The organism is Staphylococcus sp. 510 (assembly GCF_057219715.1).
The window spans coordinates 56,955-75,780 of sequence record NZ_JBXVVK010000011.1 but is presented as its reverse complement, the minus strand read 5'-3'; the positions used below and the strand labels follow the sequence as shown (position 1 = coordinate 75,780).

Sequence of the window (18,826 nt, the reverse complement as noted above, 5' to 3'; positions counted from 1 at the left end):
TTTACTCCATAATCCATATTAATATATAAATATATTAATTGTATTATACATTATCATTAATTAAATATGTGCCATTATCAAAAATTTAACATTCGTTATTATTATCATTTTTAAAATATGAATAACCCTTTCATCAAAATAGATGAAAGGGTTATCGAATGATTGATACTATGTCCTATTAATAAAGACCTTTTGTTTCGTTTGAAGTATCAATATAAATATTTTTAACTTGTTGATAGTTTTTAATAGCATCTTTGTATACTTCGCGACCAATACCAGATTTTTTATATCCACCGAATGGTGCACCTGCTGGAATTTGATTGTACGTATTAATCCAAATACGTCCTGTACGAATCGCTTTAGCTACATTTAATGCACGGTTTAAATTCGTTGTGAAGATACCGCCTGCAAGTCCATATTCAGAATCATTGGCAATTTGAATAGCTTCTTGTTCGTCTTCAAATTTCTCAACAACCACGACTGGACCAAAAATTTCTTCTTGAGCTAACTGGTGGCTATTATCATTTAATTCAATAATCGTCGGCTCGAAGAAGAAGCCTTTATCTCGACCATTATCAGTAAGTCTGTGACCACCTGTAAGAATCGTTGCATTTGGATCATCTTCAGCTAATTTCACATAGCTTTGAATTTTTTCCATTTGTTCTCCACCAGTTTGACTTCCCATTTTAATATCATCTGCAAATGGATCGCCAACTTTAATGTTTTCAAATGCTTCTTTTAATTTAGGTAACAATTTGTCATATACTGATGATTGAACGAGCAATCTAGAACCGGCACTACATACCTCACCTTGGTTGAATAAAATACCTAATTGCACACCTTCAATCACTTGATCAATATTTGCATCGTCAAAGATAATATTGGCACTCTTACCACCAAGTTCTAATGTTGTAGGCACAATGCGTTCTGCACCTGCTTTTGCTACACCATAACCTACATCTGTAGAACCAGTGAATGACAATTTATCGACACCTTCATGATTGAAAATCGCGTCTCCTGATTCAGAACCTTTACCAGTTAATACATTAACAACACCTTTAGGTAATACGTCTTGGAAGATTTTAGCTAATTCAATTAATGTTAATGGCGTTGAAGATGATGGTTGAATCACAACAGTATTACCTGCTGCAAGTGCTGGACCTAACTTCCATGAAGCTAATAAAATTGGGAAGTTCCATGCCACAACGGCACCTACAACACCTACAGGTTCATGCACAACTAAACTCATCGTATTATGATCTATTTCATTCACTGAACCTTCGTCAGTTGTTAACACACTTGCAAAGTATTTAAATTGATTTGCTGCCATTGGTACATCAATCGTTGATGTTTCTCTATACGGTTTACCATTTTGTAATGATTCAATTGTCGCGAATCGTTCTGCATTCTCATGAATTTTACGACTAATTTCTAGTAAATAGTCTGCACGTTCTTCTTTTGAAATTTTACTCCAACTATCAAATGCGTTTGTAGCCGCTTCAACTGCTTTATCCACATCTTTTTTACTTGCTTTTGCGACTTCTGCTAAGTCTTCACCATTTGCAGGGTTAGTAACTTTTATTGTTTCTCCTGTTTCACTTTGTTGGAATTCATTGTTAATAAATAATCCGTAACGCTCATCGATATAATCTCTTACGTTAATATTTGCCATAGTATCCCTTCCTTTTTTAATTTGATTTGAAATACTTTCGGAAATGTAAACGTTTACTTTTTCTTATTAACATTGTAACGGCTTCAATTATGAAAATAAAACAAGATGCTCATTGTTTCAAAATTGAATCAAAAAAGACTTCTTACACTATAAAAATCATAGTTTAAGAAGCCATTATCTATTTTTTAATTAATCCATTCAACTACATCATCTTGTGTTTGACGAACTTTACCGTGAGGTGGTTCTCCTGCTCGATAACCAAAGGCTGCCATAACTGAAATGCCGAAGTTTTCAGTATCTAAAATACCTTCATCTGATAAGATTTGAGTCACTGTATCTACATCAAACCCTTCAATTGGACATGAATCTATACCTAATAAAGCTGCACTTGTCATCATATTACCCAAGGCAATATATGTTTGTTTACAAGCCCAGTCATATAATGTACGTTCGTTATCATTGATATGGAATTCTGTTTGGAAGTCATCATACTTTTGATACACTGCAGGGATTGTACTCTCTTCATATCCTTTAACATTTTTCACTAAATTTTGTACGTATGGTGATTGAGATGTCACATTTTTACGTGCAAAAATAAGCATGAAATGGCTAGCGGAATCTAATTGTTTTTGAGCACCCCAACTATGTGGTTTTAACTTATCTCGAAGCGTTTTACTTTGAACAACTACAAATTTCCAAGGTTCTAAACCTAATGAACTTGGAGATAATCTACCTGCTTCTAATATTGTTTCAAAATCTTCATTTGAAATCGTTTTAGATGCATCAAATTGTTTTGTTGCGTGTCTAAAATGAAATGCATCGATGATTGTTTGATTCATATCGTTCACTTATATTGCCTCCTATTTATTTCTTTATACTATAAATTATAGCTTACTTGACCTTTCCAAAAAAATATTTGAACTGAATCGACGTGTCTTAATTATTTATAAATTAAGAAAATGTAACAATCTTAATCCTTAATTTATATTATTTAAAAGAAAAATTAATATTTCTCTTGATTTGTGAAAAGTTTCACAATATAATGTGGTTGTAAGTTACAGTATTACTTATTATTTTATATTATTAGTTATTTTTATTTTTCTTATATTTTAGAAATGGGGTAAACAATGATGACAAAAATTATGTTTTTCGGTACGAGAGAATACGAAAAGGATATGGCGTTAAACTGGGGTAAAAAAAATAATATTGAAGTCACTACGTCACCTGAGTTATTAAGTAAAGAAACGGTTGATCAACTTAAAGATTATGATGGCGTTACTACAATGCAATTCGGTAAACTTGAAGAAGAAGTTTATCCAAAACTAGAAGCATATGGTATTAAGCAAATTGCACAACGTACTGCTGGCTTTGATATGTACGATTTAGAATTGGCTAAAAAGCACGATATCATTATTTCAAACGTGCCTAGCTATTCACCTGAAACGATTGCAGAGTATACTGTATCTATCGCATTACAATTAGTACGTAAATTCCCTGCAATTGAAAAGCGCGTACAAGATCATAATTTCACTTGGGCGGCGCCTATTATGTCACGTCCAGTTAAAAATATGACTGTAGCCATTATTGGTACTGGTCGAATCGGTGCGGCAACGGCTAAAATTTATGCTGGTTTTGGAGCTAAAGTTGTGGGATATGATGCTTATCCAAATGAATCATTAGACTTCATTGAATATCAATCATCTGTTGAAGAAGCTATTAATGGTGCTGATATTATTTCATTACATGTACCAGCTAATAAAGAAAGTTATCACTTGTTCGACAAAGTAATGTTTTCTAAAGTCAAAGAAGGCGCAGTACTTGTAAATGCCGCTCGTGGTGCTGTGATCAACACACCTGATTTGATCGATGCTGTTAATCACGGCCCATTATACGGTGCAGCTATTGATACTTATGAATTTGAAGCGCCTTATTTCACATTTGATTGGACAAATAAAAAAATTGAAGATGACACATTATTAGAACTCATCGACAATGAAAATATTTTAGTTACGCCTCACATTGCATTCTTCTCTGATGAAGCTGTACAAAACCTTGTTGAAGGCGGTTTAAACGCATCACTATCTGTTATTAATACAGGCACTTGTGACACACGATTAAACTAAAATCACATATCAAAGACGCGTTGTAGTGATCCAAACCGATGATCAACACAACGCGTCTTTGATTATTTAAGATTAAGTACTACATTTTCAATTGTAGTTAATACCCCTTGGTCATCATTACTTGGCGCGACATCATAAGCTATATCAAACAACGTTTTATCCTGACTATTTTTCATCACATAACTATATTTAGCCAACTCTAACATATCCTTGTCATTATTCGCATCGCCAAATGCCATCAGTTCTGAGGGTTGCATTTCCCATACATCCAATAGTCTGGCCAATGCTTGCCCCTTTGTCATATTGGGCATAATGATATCGATACTATCATGTCCACTCGATACTAACTTAATTGTATTTGGAAAACGTGCTTTTAGTTCATCATCTAAATGCGGATGTGTTTGCCTATTAATATTTAACGCGATTTTTACAAATTCATCTTCAGGTAAATCTTCTAACTGCGTAATTTCATTTAATTGATGATAGTAGAATCGTGTATCTTCTTTAAATGCTTCTGGTGTATCCTCTAAAATATAAGCACTTTCTAATCCACAGATTACCATTTGATTAATCTGTCTATCTTTATGTAAATAATCAATCACATCTTGATAATCTTGATGATTAAAACTGCGATATTGATATAACGCATCGCCTTTATAAATAACAGCGCCATTTTCTGAGATAAAGAACATATCTCTTTTCCCAAATATCGACTTCAATTTAGCATATTGGTTTCCACTCGCAGCTATAAATTCAATGCCTTGTTCCTTCAACGCTTTAAATACACGTTCGAATCTTTCATGATCATATTGTTTATTTGAGTCTAAAAATGTCCCATCCATATCGACTGCAATTGCCTTAATCACGTGTAATCCCCCTCATCCAATCTTTACGTTCATTATAGACAACTATTCATTAGTGATGAAGAATCACGGTACAACCTGAAACTATATTCAAACTTTGAAATTTCTTTCACAGACAAAAAATAACAAAAAACTGAGACACCATTTGTTGATGTCCCAGTTTATACTAATTGGCTTAATTAATTTGTTTAGCTACAAATATTTTACGTTTCTCCCAAACGCCAGTATCTTTATTATAATCATCACAAGTAATTAATGTTAATTGATTTTTCTCACCTTTATGTTCGTTTAAAACTTTAACATCAGATGGATCGACATTACGAATACTAGTCATTTTATATTTTCGAGTCTCATTGCCTACTTTGAAGTAGACTTTACTTCCTTTTTTAGCAGCTTTTAAATTCGTAAACTGATAATGTGGGCGATCCGTAAATGTATGGCCTGCTATTGAAATGTTTTGATCTGTTAAAGATTCGTTACCTTCAGCAAAACTTACACCACGATTTAATTGTTCTGGTGTTGCAGGTCCAGGGTAAACAGGTTCTTCAATTTCTGCATCTGGCACTTTAATATAGCCTGCCATCTTTGATTTATCTTTAGGGATTTCAGGTGCTTTATCCTTAGATTGATTACTATCCTTACTTTCTTTTTTATCATAATTTTCGATTTTATCGTTATTATCCTTTTCATGTAGATAATTATCGATATGAGGTTTAGCAAATAAGTAAATTGCTACTAATATTAATACAACACCAACTATAGTCAGTAATCTATTGGTCCATTTCTTCATATATGTTACTCCTTTAGTTAAATACAATGAATATCATTTCAGATTTAGCTATTTCTATATTTTGATATCAGTATATCATTAAATATTCATATTACATAATCTTTGAAGAAAGTATTGAATTCATTGAATGATGTAAAATCCATTAAAGATAATGATTAGGTTATCATTATGTATGTCTTGTTTTTAGTTATAAATTAGTATCTAATAATGAGTGAGGTGAAGCACATGATAAGACAAGCACAACAATCAGATTTAACTTCTATTCTAGACATCTATAATGATGCTATTATTAATACGACTGCAGTATATACGTATCAGCCAACTAATATTGAAGAAAGACAAGCATGGTTTAATCATAAACAACAAAATGGTGACCCTATTTTTGTATTTGAAAAAGATGATATCGTTCAGGGATTTGCGACATATGGTCAGTTTAGAGATTGGCCAGCTTATTTATATACCATCGAACATTCAATTTATGTCCATCCTAAATATAGGCATCATGGTATTGCGTCACAATTATTAATTAAACTGATTGAAGAAGCTAAAGATAATAACTTTCGTACATTGATAGCAGGTATAGATGCATCTAATACAGGCAGTATTAAATTGCATGAAAAATTTGGCTTCAGTCACTCTGGCACAATCAAATATGCTGGGTATAAATTTGACCAATGGCTCGATCTTACTTTTTATCAACTCGATTTATACAATATAAAAAGAGATTAAGTAGGAATTGACTTCCATGACTTAATCTCATTGATTACCTCTGTTTTCAATAACAAAACGAATATAGTAAAACATGAACACAATGATCATACTTAGCGATAATGATTTGAATAATAAATTCACCCAAGTTCCCTCTGTCGTCCACAAATACGTTATCGTTGTGTTAATGATGAATGCTATAAAAATTAATGTTAATCTTAGTATTGCATCAGCCCCTTTTAAATTATTTTAGTGATAGGGCTGAACTTTTGCGATGAATTTTTTTAATTTTTAGAAAAATAAATTTATTAATTTCCTGCTCATTAACTCTATTATATGAAAAAAGCACTCAAGAGCTTATACTCTTAAGTGCTTTTAATCATACACAATATTATTTATTTTTCACCATATCTTCGGCTTCACCAAAGATTTTACGTTTAATTTCTTCACCAGTTGGTGTACCTGCTAGACCACCTAAACCAGTTTCACGTAAGGATGCTGGTAAGTTTCTACCGATTTTATCCATAGCACTGATAACTTCATCAACAGGAATTCTACTTTCTACACCCGCTAATGCAAGGTCTGCTGAAATTAATGCATTGCCTGAACCAATTGCATTACGCATCACACATGGAATTTCAACTAAACCTGCAACTGGGTCACATACTAGACCTAATAAGTTACTAATTGCTAAAGCCATAGCGTGACCTGAAGCTTCCGGAGATCCACCGAAGATGGATACTGCTGCAGCTGCTGCCATTGCTGATGCTGAACCAACCTCAGCTTGGCAACCACCTGTTGCACCAGCCACACTTGCATTATTGGCTACGACTCTTCCGAATAATGCTGCTGTGAATAAGAAATCAATCATTTGATCTTCTGTAATGTCATGTGTTTTTTCTAATTTGAATAATACGCCTGGGATAGTACCTGAGGAACCAGCTGTTGGAGTGGCACAAATAATACCCATTGCTGCGTTAACTTCATTTGTAGCAACTGCACCTTTAACCGCTTCAATCATTTCATGTCCCGATAGCGCATGATTATTTTCATTATAGTCACGAAGTTTTGCTGCGTCATGTCCTGTATAGCCAGTTACACTTTCTACACCTTCGCCCGTAGTACCTTTAACAACAGCATCTCTCATAACATCTAAGTTTTGTTTCATGTTGGCACGTACTTCATCACGTGTAAGACCTTTAAGTTCCATTTCTTCTTGGATCATGATATCTGCAAATGCCATATCTTTTTCTACTGCATAATCTATTGTTTCTCTAATTGAATCAAACATCTTGAATCCCCCTTAATTAATATAGGAAACGTTAAAATCACTGTATTTTTCTCTAATTTTGTCTAATGCTGATTCTTTGATTGATTTATTTAATGGTAGAACCACTAAACTTTTATCATCATTAAATTGTGTTAATTCATCTTTATATTCAATTTCCATATCGTTTAAGTCATTAATCAAATGGTTGATTTGTGCTTTATCGGCTGGACCATCGACTTCTAAAATAGGTAAACCATGGTTCATTTCTACTTCCAGTCCATTCACATGGATACCTTTTAGTTTGATTGTTCCGCCACCAATTGAAATACCAATGACTTCGATATGACGTCCATTTGCATCATCAGCTTTAATGTAGGCACAGTTTGGATGTTGTCCAATACTTTCACCTTCATCTTCAATAATTTCAACAGCGATGCCTTCGTCTTTAGCGATGTCTAATGCTGATTTAATTCTGTTATCAAATGTACTGTAGCCCATTGCACCACCAACTACAGCGACGTCTGTTCCGTGTCCTTGATGTGTTTTAGCAAATGATTCATAATAACGAATTTCTAAACTTTTAGGCACATCACCTAAAACAGCTCTTGCTGAGTTACCGATTTTTACTGCTCCAGCTGTATGAGAACTTGACGGTCCCATCATTACTGGACCAATAATATCGAATGCACTTTGATAATCATAGCTTTTAGCCATCATTAAACACTCTCCTTAACTTGGTTCTTTCTGCTCGGTACATTTAAACTTAAGTTCATTAAGTTAAATTTCTTGATAATTGTACTCATGATGAATGCCAATATGATACTTACAATAGCAACAATGACAATTGTAATAATTGCTTTCATTGGTTCATTAAATCCGAATAAGACAATCGCGCCGGCAATTGGTGTGGCCATACCTTTTACGCCGATCACTACGCCCATAAATGTTACGATACAAGCATTTACCATTCCAATTAATGCATTCGTTCCATATAGTTGTACTGGATATTGAGCAATTAAATCAATTTGTGTTAATGGTTCGATACCTACTGCAAATGCTTTAGATTTACCACCAATGTGTAATCGACTAAATAAGACATAATTGACGAATGAACTTCCCATACATGTCATTGCACCGATTGCCATTGGTACTCCTGTTAAACCTAATAAGCTTGTTAATACCATTGAACTTAATGGTGTCATACCTGTTACTGGTATAACTAGTCCTAAGATGATTGCTAGTGCATAAGGGTTATTGTCGCCAACTGAAGTAACCGCACTACCAATTTGTTTAAGTGTCGCCATAACTCCTGGTGTAATCACGCTTGCTAAACCAAATGTAATTGCTGGAGCCAATAAAATAACAACAATTAAATCTAGTCCTTCTGGAACTTTTTTCTCTATTAATTTAATTCCAAAAGCTACAATATACGCTGCAATAAATGCTGGTAATAGTTTAAAATCATGTAGTACTAAACCAACGATAACTGCAAACACTGGAGATACGCCTAAGTTTAAACAAGTAAGTATCCCTACTGCTATACCACTTAAACTACCTGCTAAATCACCGATTTCTTGTAAAAATTTGATGTGGAATACGCCACCAATTGCATAACTTAAAAACGCTTGAGGTAAAAACGTTGCACAAGCAGCCCCCGATAAAGCTTGTAATCCTTGTTTACCGTAAGGTGCAAATTTTAAGAATAGCGTCATGATGATAAGTACTAGTACAAGTGTACCCACTCCTAAGATAATATTCATTTCCCCAAAACCTCACTTTTTTATTTTTAGGCCATAGTTATCGTACACCCTTAAGAAAGCGATTTCAATAATTAAAAAGATTTAAATAAGACTAAATTGTGAAATGTTTCACGAATTAATTGTATTATTCATATTTAAAATGCAAATATACATTTTATAAGTAATTTCCCTTGTTCGTTGCATTCTATATGAAAAATCTCTAAAATGTAAACTTACTCTTTTTAACTATATTCTCTCAAACATTTTGACGACCTATCTATTCTAACGCTTATACACTCATTTTGTAACAAATCGCTCACAATTTTTTAGGGTTTCTTACTATAAATTTGTGTAAGAAACCCATAAATATGAATGTTAATTATTTTAGTGTGTTTTTACATCTATCTGCTTTAATGTTTTTGAGTTTATTCAATTACTGTAATCCCTTAACTATTTCAAGATTGTCATCATATGGAGGTCCTCTTCCCCTATTTATATCATATGTCATATTCGGATGCTCCTCTCTGGCAAATTAAGGATCCTTTTGTAGAAGTTTAAGGATAGTGGTTGTTGGAATGGTATTTAAAAATTTTAGATTTAAATTTAAAGATGTGAATGTTTATTAAATAGCTTGAGCAGAAAGAATAATTTTTTAATGTGGATAGAAAATTGTTACTGAGTTAAAAATTGAGTGGTGTAAAGCAATTATAATACTGAAGTTGTAAGTGATAAAAAGGAGTCTATTTAAGTTGATTGATACGATTTTCGAGGAATAATGTAGTTTTAAAATAAAACGAAGTATTTTTATATGTATATTAAACGATTTTAAATTAATTTTGTCAATATAAAATTTCATATTTTTCTAATAATTAGACAACACGCTCCTTTAGTATAAAAAAATAGTAGATTGGAAGCCTTCTATTTGTTCCAATCTACCTCACATTTATTTAATAAGTTTAGCCGTAATATCTTTAGTATGTGTGTAAATGTCTTTATAAATATTATGATAATATTCGTATTGTTTATGCTTATCCATATTAGGTTTAAATATATTTTCTACTTTAATAAAATCATTAACGCAATCTTCAAATGATTGATACCAACCTAGACCGTATGCAGCAATGATAGCTGCACCCATGCTAGGCCCTTCTTCATGTTTTAGTTTCTTAACTGATGTATTAAAAACATCTGCTTGTAGTTGCAACCAAAAATCACTTTTCGCACCGCCCCCAATAGAAATGACGGTATTAATCTCATTGCCTGCTTGTCGAATCAGTTGTATAGAATCATATAATGAATACGTAATACCTTCAATCACTGCTCTAACGAAATCAGCTTTCGTATGTTGCCCACTTATCCCTATAAAACTACCTCGAATCGATGCATCTCCGTGAGGTGTACGCTCACCTGCTAAGTATGGTGCAAATAGTAAGCCGTTCGCGCCTATCGTAGATTGACTTGCCAACTGTATTAGTTGATCAAAACTTTCTTCTTCAAAAAAGGTATGTTTTAACCAATTTAAGCTATATCCAGCTGCTAAAGTTACACCCATCGCATAGTATGTTTCTGGTATCGCATGATTAAAGAAATGGAGGTTATCATCATATTCTGTCACACTTTGATGTTCGACATTTAATATCACACCTGATGTGCCAATACTACATAAAGTCTCTTTATCATGTATCACACCGGCTCCTATTGCTCCACAAGCATTATCACCACCACCTGCAAATGTGGCTACATCTTCATTTAAACCAAGCTCCTCAGCAATCGAAGGCAAAATGCTTCCTGTAAAAGCATGTGAAGCGACAAGTGACGGATAAATATCCCCCATTTCAAATGTATCTCCCAAATCTTTAGTCCATTGATTTGTCTTTGGACTCAATAATAATGTACTTGCTGCATCACTATATTCCATGTGTATGTTACCTGTAAGACGATAACGCAAATAATCTTTCGGTAACATAAAGTAATCTACATTTTTCCATATGTTAGGCTCATGTTGTTGTACCCAAAGCATTTTAGGTAAAGTAAATCCTTCTAAAACTGGATTTTCATTAACTCTATGACCAAATTTGTCTATGATTTGTCGACATTGTTCAGAGTTTCTAGTGTCATTCCACAGAATTGCATTACGCAAGACATGTCCATCTTTATCAACAATGACTAAACCATGCATTTGTCCTGAAAATGATATACCTTTGACGTCATAATCTTTCATTTTAGACGATGACATTAATGCTATAATTGCTTTTTTAGTGGCTTGGAACCAAGCTTCAGGATCTTGCTCACTATATCCACTTTGCTCTTGGATTAATGATAATGATGCATTTTTAGATTCAATAACGTCCCCTTGTTGATTAACAGCTATTACTTTGATTGAACTTGTTCCTAAATCGATACCTAATACGACTTCTTTCAAATGGCACACTTCCTTTATCTATGATCATTTGTCCATTATGATATTCATCAACATATGTCGGTCTTATTACTACCTTATTTCATTACTCATCACTATCTTAATATACACCTTTCATACTGTCTATTTTATCCTTTTTATGATTATTTCTATATTTACAGGGTAGTGTTGTAAATATTAAATACTTAAAGGAATGAAACATGATGACCAATCAATATAAAGATAATCAATCACAATCTTATTCTCAATTACATCAAATTGCCCAAGGACTTTATGCGACACCAACAACTCAATTACCGTTTGATCCTCGTTTTGAATTCAAATCATTTATTTTAGAACGTGATGGTGAAAATATCATCATCTATCACTCTGGTCATTTAAAAGACGTACAACCAGACATAAAAAAATTGGGAGGCGCTGCTAAAGTTTTAATGAATCATGATCATGAATCTTTAGGTGGTCCTAATCAACTTGATATACCATATGTCATACACCAAGATGATGCTAAGGCCCTCACAAGTTCAATAACAATTCACGAATATTTTAATGAACGCCAAATGTTATATGACGATTTAGAAGTGATTCCTACACCAGGACACACCCCTGGCACGACGATTTTTCTATGGGATAACGGTGAGCATCGTTATTTATTTACTGGCGACTTCCTATGTTTTGAAGGTGACACATGGCGTACTGTTATATTAGGTTCCAGTGATAGAAAAAGATCGATTCAAAGTCTTGAATTGATCAAATCCTTAAACTTTGATGTACTCGTACCATGGGTTTCTATCAAAGAAGGTCCGGTCGCTTATTTTGTAGAAAATGATGATGAAATACAACAACAAATCCAAAATATTATTGACCGTGTTCGTAATGGAGAAAATAGTTAACATTAAAAAGACGTGAGGCCTTTGCCTCACGTCTTTTAATGATATTGCCTTATCTGTTACCAACGTCAGATCCGACATCTACTTTTTTGTTTTTCTTATCATACACAGCGCCTTGCACACTACCAAAGTTTGGATCGTTACGTTTTTCTTTCACTCCATATCCCAAACTCTTGAAGATCTCTAAATCTTTATCGTCTATTGCGTTTTCATAGTAAATCGTACCACCATCATTATAGAAACGTGGTTTATCTACTGCTTCTTGTAACGTACCGTCACCTCTTAAATAATCGACTATGACTTCATTTAACATCGTTGGAATCTTATTACCACCTGGTGTACCGATACCCATATAGAAGTCTGTACCAACGATGATAGATGGTGAAATAAATGAGCGTGGTGCTTTATGTTTGTCACCATAGTTTGGACTCGATGGTGATTTAGAGAAGTCGCCTAATGAGTTATTCATATAAAAGCCTTCTTTCATAAAGTCACCTGAACCAAAGTAACTTGATAACGTATTTGTTGTACTTGCAACTTTACCTTGTTTATCAATCACAACAAAGTGTGTTGTACTTGTGTTATCTGTTTGAATAGGGTTGAAATCACTACCACCTTCAGCTGCAGTACCTACATTGACTTTATTGAGTTCGCCAAGTAAGTATTCATCAGATAAATGTTCTTCACTACTTGGTTCTGTACCATTGACAATATCGCGGTTACTATACATAACATCACGTGATTCCAAGATACCTTTAATATAGCTATTTCGATCAGCAGTATCTTGATTTTCTTTTTCGTCAATTTTCAGACCTTGTAATGTTAATGTTCCACCTAGTGGATTTGATGCCGAATAAACTTTGTTACCTAAATAATCTGTACTTACAGGTTCTTTCTTTTCAGTCTTAAATGTCGTAAAGTCCTTTTCAGTTAGTTTATTATCTAATTGTTTAGATACGCTTTTACCTACATCTTTATAGAAATAATCAGGACCTTTATCGCGTATTTTTTTCAATGTATTAGCAAGTTTTTCTTGTTTCACTACATCGCCTTCACGCAATGTTTGTTTACCTTTAAAGAATGGAGAATTACGATCAATTTTAGAACCATATATTTTCAAGCTACGCTCTAACTCTGAATCGACTTCAAATCCATCTTCGGCAAGTGGAATAACGTAATCAAAAAGTTTCTTCTCATCCATCTTACCTTCTTTTTCATGCATATCATGCATCCCTCTTACAAAACCAGGGGTACCGATTTTATCACCTTGTTTAAAGTTATAAGAAGAATAGGTTTTATATTCGTATAAGTTTGGTACTTGGCCATCTTTACCATCGTAAGTTAGTGTTGCGCCACCGCCACCCAATCCAGATGAGTGTGGCTCTGTCACTGCTAATGCATATGACACTGCAAATGCTGCGTCTGTAGCATTACCGCCATCTTCTATTACCTTTTCACCTATTTTAGTAGCAATTGCATTATTGGATGCAACCCCATAATTTTTAGTTCCTGGCTTTTTATGATTAGCTATTTTATTTTCATATAGCTTATCTTTATCTACCTTTTCATCTGAGGTGAAATAGTAAAAGACGAACGAAATAATAATGGTAATAATTAAAATGACAGTCAAGGTTGCTTTATTGTATATGTTCATTCCTAACTGGCCCCTTTTGAAAGATATTGCTGTTCTCCATTTTTCAGTTCTTGTTGTTCATAACTATCTAAACCTTCATTCGCTCTTGCAAATATGACGAGTAGGAAAATGATGACGACTATAATAATGACAGTAATGGGTAGCCAATGCTTTTTAATATTCAAATGTATAACCTCCATCGTCAGCTTTTTTAAGATTGATTGACTGATCTTTAATATTATTATGGAAACGTTTATGGTCCATCTTATTCATATCATCTTGTGAGATTTTACCGTCTTTAGATTGTATTGGTGTAAGATGGAACTTATGTTTTTTACCTTTCCAATCATCTTGAACAACCATACCTTTTTGGTTTTTGGATAGGAAATCGTCTGATGTTGTATTTCCTAGGCTATAAAAAATGGGTGTATTGTTATATTTTTCAACTTTTTGAATGACTGAATTGTGACCGATAATTACATCAGCACCTGCTTTTGATAACGCATGTGCATATTCTCTTTGACGGTCAGTAACATTTCTTTCATTAGGGATACCCCAGTCTACATTAACAACGACATAATCATTGTTCTCTTTTAACTTTTTGATTAACGGATAAAAAATATCTGGATCTAAACTAATAGACGTCGTATTTTTAAGTGGCTCTGCATAATTAGATTCAACATCTGTAAAGGATACATTCGCAATTTTCTTACCTTTAATATTTTGTTGAATTGTTTTACTGTTTATAGGATTTGAACCATTACCAGTTAAAAAGTTGTATCCCGCTTGTGATTCTACTTTCTCCATTAAGTCTCTAGCAGTAATGTTGTCGGTAGTTTGGTTAATTAAATTGACACTTTTAATATTCTGCTTCTTTAAGAACATGATATTTTCTAAATTCTTTTCAATTTCTTTCTTAGGATCATTTGAAAAGTCATTAACTAAAAGCGATGCTGTTGAGAAATCACTATTTTTTAACGGATCTTGTAAACCAGCAAAGACACTATTGAGATTATTTTGTCGAATATGTTTATTTAATGTAATATTGCCTAAATATGTCATTCGGATACTACTTGGATCTTTCGCATCACTCTTAACTGGTACTACTTTGACCGCGCGAATAGCGAAGACTATTAATACTAAAGCGATAAGTAGGACGATGGCTGTATACAATGTATTTCTACGCTTATGCCGTTTAGATTGTTTGAGCAACCATTCGCTTGGCGTTAATCGTTTTTTCTTTTTCATTGTTATTACGCGCTCCTTGTTCTTGATTAATTAATAAAACTGTATAAGAACAAGATGACATATGTAATACATGTTAATAACATTGTAGATGATAATGTTATTACAACACCTTGTTTTTGAATTGTGTTAGCGATGATACCAGGAATTACTACCCCAATACCGGAAACTTCGACCATTTCAAATGGGGTCAATGGATAAATCAAATCAAATATAAACTTCAATACCATACCTGTTAGAATCATGGCTGCGAACTTTCTTCTACCATATAAAATAACCCATTTACTAATACCGTTATTTACAATGAAGAATGTTAAACAACTAATTATAAGTACTGATAAAAGCATGATGGGTTGATCAAAAATTAAAGCTAAATAACCTGGTACAACCAGTCCTGCAGGGTTAATACCAAATTTCTCAGCAAAAATAAGACTGAGAACGACACCTACAAATAAGGAGAAATATAATTCTGAACCTATCATTTTATTCTATCCCTTCTATGAATTCCGCTATTCTTCCACCTGGGCCGTGGATATTACCTACACAAAAGACAAGTGCATTGTCAGATTCTTTCATAATAGCTTTTTCAATTTCTGTAAAATCTTGTCCTTCAAAGTTCAAATATCTCTTGTCTGGTAAACGATGCATTAAATCTGACACCATCTGAGTACTTTTTCCGGTACAAATCAACGTATCGTAATCAATATCTTCTAAGAAATTATCAACAAATAGTTGTGTTCTATCGATTCTGTCAGAACGACAATTTAAAATGACCACTTTTTTCGTATATGGATAATTGTATGATTCCACTTTATTTAAAATGGCCTTAGTGGATTGTGGTTCGTTGGCAGCAAATGCATTAACAAATACATTTTTAGTATTATTAGCATGGAAGTATTTAATCCTCACTGCTCCTGGATCTGCTGGCGCATTTAACATACCTTCTAAGGCTGTCTCACTATCAATGCCTACTGCTTGAGCAATGCCTAACACAATGGCTACATTATCTGGAAAGACTAAATAATCAAACTTTCTTAAGTAAGACTCTGGTATTTGCTCTTTGTCCACCACGATTAATTCAGTTTTACGCTTTTTAGCTTCTTTAGCGAAAAATTCTGTAAATTCATCTTTCATTACAACTAATTTACCTTTATATGGAATCGTTGCTGTAAATGATTGGGCAACATCTTGTAATGTTGGACCTAGCACATCCATGTGGTCTTCCATAACATTGACAATAACGCCAATATTCGCTTTAACTAAGTCCTTTTGGAAAGTAATTTGATAATCTGGATTAACAGCCATACATTCGTTAACAAGTGCATTCGCTTTTTGTTTAACAACTTTACGGATGATATCACGTTGCTCACCAATGTTGGCGCCTTGAGGTTTTCTAATCACTGGGTACTCTTTTTGGGTAAACCAGTACATCATTCTTGCGTCAGTTCCTGTTGTCTTCCCTATGACTCTATAGTGGTCTTCTCTAAGCACACTATATGCCATTCGAGTTATGGTTGATTTACCTCGAATACCATTAATGTTGATTCGTATAGGGATTTTCTTAAGTCGATTCGCATGGCGATTTTTCTCCTTAATGCCTAGCCATAGAATCAACACGACACATACTATTATGAGAATCACGCTATAATCCCTCTCTTTTCTATGTATATTGAATTGTGAATGGAACAATACATGTATAATTACATTTATATAAAATTTAGATAAATACAAATTATTCAAACGTTTCCATCACTATAAAGTCTATAAAAACCATTAATTAAAAGTCAATATGTTTTAAATATTAGCTTAAAATTCTTAGTCAAAAATGCTTAATCTACTACTTACTAGTAGTAGCCTATCATTTGGTTGTTGATTCAGTTTTAATTCTTTTAACCAAAGATTAAAAATTTGTAAAGGAATGTAAAGATGCGATTCCTGATTTAACAGATAAGCTTACATTATTAGTAATATCCATAGTTAGACGTATTTGTGCCAACGTCTAATTAAGTCATATATTTTTTACTAGGAATTTACACTATCTTAAAAATTAAATGTTACATTAAGAGTGTAGTTACTCAGACCTTAGGAGGAGAAGAATGGAAAAGTCAGTTAAATTCGCTATCGGTATTTATTTGGCGATTATCTTAATTGTGACAACTTTATACTTATCATTCATTCTAATTGGGAGTTTACAAGGGAAAGACATGACTAATTCTGTATTAGATACAGATCATACGAAGATCAACAATAAAACTCGTAATAGCGATGAAGCCGTCAATACTTCTCTAAAAAATGAAGAAGCTTCATCAAAATCTCATTCATATACAACAACAAATTATAAAAATGTAGATACAAATGACAAGAGTAAGCATCAAAATGAACATATAGATAACAAAACAGCGAATTCAAATTATCAAACATATTGATAAATGAATTCGCTGTTATATTCCAAACAAACCCTAGCGAAAATAATTTAGCATAGGGTTATTTTTTTATGATGTTTTGAAGTTGCTTTAAGAAACGCTCGCGTTCTGGTAACGGAAAAATAGGATAAACATGAAACAGATTATAGCCTTGTATAAAGTCATGTGCAATGCCTTTTTCGTTGAGCATATGAGAGAGTTTGAGTGCATCTGGATACAATGTTTCTTTGGTACCAATCACAATCGTAATGTGACCTAGACCTTCTATATCCCCATTCATAGGTGAGATTCTATAATCCTCTAAAGGCGTATCGCCTGCCCATAATGTAGCTAAATATTTACTACCTTCTATACCTAACATAGGGTCTTCTTGCTCATACTTCTTGGCTTCTGGATTACTAAATGTAGCATCTAATACAGGTGATAAAAGTACAATATGTCCTGGTTGTGTTAATTGCTTTTCTTTTAACGATTGTGCAAATGATAAAGCAATTTGACCACCAGCAGAATCACCCATTATCACAATTTGTTTAGCATCATCAACTTTATTAAGTAAATGTTGGTATAAATGATGTAACAATATATCTGTTGTCACATAATCTCTATGTGGTACTTTCGGATAGATTGGCATTACAACTTTTGCATTTAACGATTCTGCAAGTAAATCGATAAATTCGAAGTGATACGGTAATGGATCTTGAAACCAAGCACCACCGTGTATATATAATACCGTTTTTTGTTTACGGTCACTTTGATCATTAACAATATAAACTAGTGAGCCATAATAATCTTTTTTCTTCACATGATGTTTAAATTCATACGATGTACCGCCATATTTACCTGCCGTCTCATCTTTAGTTCGTTCAAGTGCTTTTTTCGCACCTTCAACATTATCAAATGACTTTTTCATACCGTTCAATCGCATCATTTTCTCCTGTACAAAACTACGGTAACTTCTTTTTTCTTTTACTTTAGCAAAAAATATACTTCCTAATACAGTTGAGCTAATTACAGCAAGTGCTTTTTTAAACAATGACTTGCACCTCCTATATTC

Annotated in this window: 19 protein-coding genes; 4 read left to right on the top strand and 15 right to left on the bottom strand. The window is 33.3% G+C overall.

Going from position 1 to position 18,826, the window contains the following annotated elements; genetic code table 11:
* Positions 1–178: 178 nt before the first annotated feature.
* A complete protein-coding gene (locus AC2D8K_RS09520) occupies positions 179–1,672 on the bottom strand; it encodes an aldehyde dehydrogenase family protein (protein ID WP_075777994.1) in 1,494 nt (497 codons plus the stop codon).
* A 185-nt stretch (positions 1,673–1,857) separates the two neighbouring features.
* Positions 1,858–2,520, bottom strand: a complete 663-nt coding sequence (locus tag AC2D8K_RS09515) for an NAD(P)H-dependent oxidoreductase (RefSeq protein WP_002450105.1) — start codon at positions 2,518–2,520, stop codon at positions 1,858–1,860.
* Between the two features lie 282 nt (positions 2,521–2,802).
* Here AC2D8K_RS09515 and AC2D8K_RS09510 point away from each other — a divergent pair, with 282 nt between their 5' ends.
* A complete protein-coding gene (locus AC2D8K_RS09510; RefSeq protein WP_037551663.1) occupies positions 2,803–3,795 on the top strand; it encodes a D-lactate dehydrogenase in 993 nt (330 codons plus the stop codon).
* 62 nt (positions 3,796–3,857) lie between these two features.
* Here the strand turns inward: AC2D8K_RS09510 and AC2D8K_RS09505 are convergent, their stop codons facing one another.
* Together AC2D8K_RS09505 and srtA are read right to left on the bottom strand one after the other, a co-directional pair.
* On the bottom strand, positions 3,858–4,661 hold the full coding sequence (locus AC2D8K_RS09505; protein WP_002450107.1) for a Cof-type HAD-IIB family hydrolase: 804 nt from the start codon (positions 4,659–4,661) through the stop codon (positions 3,858–3,860).
* 172 nt (positions 4,662–4,833) lie between these two features.
* Positions 4,834–5,448: a class A sortase SrtA gene (srtA, locus tag AC2D8K_RS09500; protein WP_002450108.1), complete on the bottom strand. Its 615-nt coding sequence runs from the start codon at positions 5,446–5,448 to the stop codon at positions 4,834–4,836.
* A gap of 225 nt (positions 5,449–5,673) precedes the next feature.
* On the opposite strand from srtA, the gene AC2D8K_RS09495 reads away from it, so the two are divergent.
* Positions 5,674–6,177, top strand: a complete 504-nt coding sequence (locus tag AC2D8K_RS09495) for a GNAT family N-acetyltransferase (RefSeq protein ID WP_002450109.1) — start codon at positions 5,674–5,676, stop codon at positions 6,175–6,177.
* A gap of 27 nt (positions 6,178–6,204) precedes the next feature.
* Here AC2D8K_RS09495 and AC2D8K_RS09490 read toward each other — a convergent pair whose 3' ends face one another.
* From AC2D8K_RS09490 to xylB, 5 genes are all read right to left on the bottom strand, one after another.
* On the bottom strand, positions 6,205–6,381 hold the full coding sequence (locus AC2D8K_RS09490; RefSeq protein ID WP_002466971.1) for a hypothetical protein: 177 nt from the start codon (positions 6,379–6,381) through the stop codon (positions 6,205–6,207).
* Positions 6,382–6,547: 166 nt separating this feature from the next.
* A complete protein-coding gene (gene sdaAA, locus AC2D8K_RS09485) occupies positions 6,548–7,447 on the bottom strand; it encodes an L-serine ammonia-lyase, iron-sulfur-dependent, subunit alpha (RefSeq protein ID WP_002450110.1) in 900 nt (299 codons plus the stop codon).
* Between the two features lie 12 nt (positions 7,448–7,459).
* Positions 7,460–8,140: an L-serine ammonia-lyase, iron-sulfur-dependent subunit beta gene (sdaAB, locus tag AC2D8K_RS09480; protein WP_037551671.1), complete on the bottom strand. Its 681-nt coding sequence runs from the start codon at positions 8,138–8,140 to the stop codon at positions 7,460–7,462.
* A 2-nt stretch (positions 8,141–8,142) separates the two neighbouring features.
* Entirely contained in the window at positions 8,143–9,186 is a 1,044-nt protein-coding gene (locus AC2D8K_RS09475) for a PTS sugar transporter subunit IIC (protein ID WP_002450112.1), read from the bottom strand.
* Between the two features lie 922 nt (positions 9,187–10,108).
* A complete protein-coding gene (gene xylB / locus AC2D8K_RS09470; protein WP_002450113.1) occupies positions 10,109–11,587 on the bottom strand; it encodes a xylulokinase in 1,479 nt (492 codons plus the stop codon).
* Between the two features lie 200 nt (positions 11,588–11,787).
* On the opposite strand from xylB, the gene AC2D8K_RS09465 reads away from it, so the two are divergent.
* Complete coding sequence (locus AC2D8K_RS09465) at positions 11,788–12,474, top strand: MBL fold metallo-hydrolase (RefSeq protein ID WP_037551665.1); 687 nt, start codon at positions 11,788–11,790, stop codon at positions 12,472–12,474.
* Between the two features lie 49 nt (positions 12,475–12,523).
* Here AC2D8K_RS09465 and AC2D8K_RS09460 read toward each other — a convergent pair whose 3' ends face one another.
* Genes AC2D8K_RS09460 through pgsB form a run of 5 tightly spaced genes read right to left on the bottom strand, consistent with a single transcriptional unit; the run spans position 12,524 to position 16,990 of the window.
* A complete protein-coding gene (locus tag AC2D8K_RS09460; RefSeq protein ID WP_002450115.1) occupies positions 12,524–14,125 on the bottom strand; it encodes a gamma-glutamyltransferase in 1,602 nt (533 codons plus the stop codon).
* A 2-nt stretch (positions 14,126–14,127) separates the two neighbouring features.
* Positions 14,128–14,289: a hypothetical protein gene (locus AC2D8K_RS09455; protein WP_002450116.1), complete on the bottom strand. Its 162-nt coding sequence runs from the start codon at positions 14,287–14,289 to the stop codon at positions 14,128–14,130.
* Positions 14,279–15,352 (bottom strand): CapA family protein, encoded by a 1,074-nt coding sequence (locus AC2D8K_RS09450; RefSeq protein WP_037551667.1) that lies wholly within the window; start codon positions 15,350–15,352, stop codon positions 14,279–14,281. Before AC2D8K_RS09450 ends, AC2D8K_RS09455 begins: the two co-directional genes overlap by 11 nt.
* A gap of 26 nt (positions 15,353–15,378) precedes the next feature.
* Positions 15,379–15,831, bottom strand: coding sequence for a poly-gamma-glutamate biosynthesis protein PgsC (gene pgsC, locus AC2D8K_RS09445; protein ID WP_002450119.1), 453 nt, complete (start codon positions 15,829–15,831; stop codon positions 15,379–15,381).
* A gap of 1 nt (position 15,832) precedes the next feature.
* Positions 15,833–16,990 carry a poly-gamma-glutamate synthase PgsB gene (gene pgsB / locus AC2D8K_RS09440; protein WP_002466961.1) on the bottom strand — a complete coding sequence of 386 codons (1,158 nt, stop codon included), beginning with the start codon at positions 16,988–16,990 and terminating at the stop codon, positions 15,833–15,835.
* Positions 16,991–17,445: 455 nt separating this feature from the next.
* Here pgsB and AC2D8K_RS09435 point away from each other — a divergent pair, with 455 nt between their 5' ends.
* Positions 17,446–17,775 carry a hypothetical protein gene (locus AC2D8K_RS09435; RefSeq protein ID WP_002450121.1) on the top strand — a complete coding sequence of 110 codons (330 nt, stop codon included), beginning with the start codon at positions 17,446–17,448 and terminating at the stop codon, positions 17,773–17,775.
* Between the two features lie 58 nt (positions 17,776–17,833).
* Here AC2D8K_RS09435 and AC2D8K_RS09430 read toward each other — a convergent pair whose 3' ends face one another.
* Complete coding sequence (locus AC2D8K_RS09430) at positions 17,834–18,805, bottom strand: alpha/beta hydrolase fold domain-containing protein (protein WP_002450122.1); 972 nt, start codon at positions 18,803–18,805, stop codon at positions 17,834–17,836.
* Between the last annotated feature and the right edge of the window lie 21 nt (positions 18,806–18,826).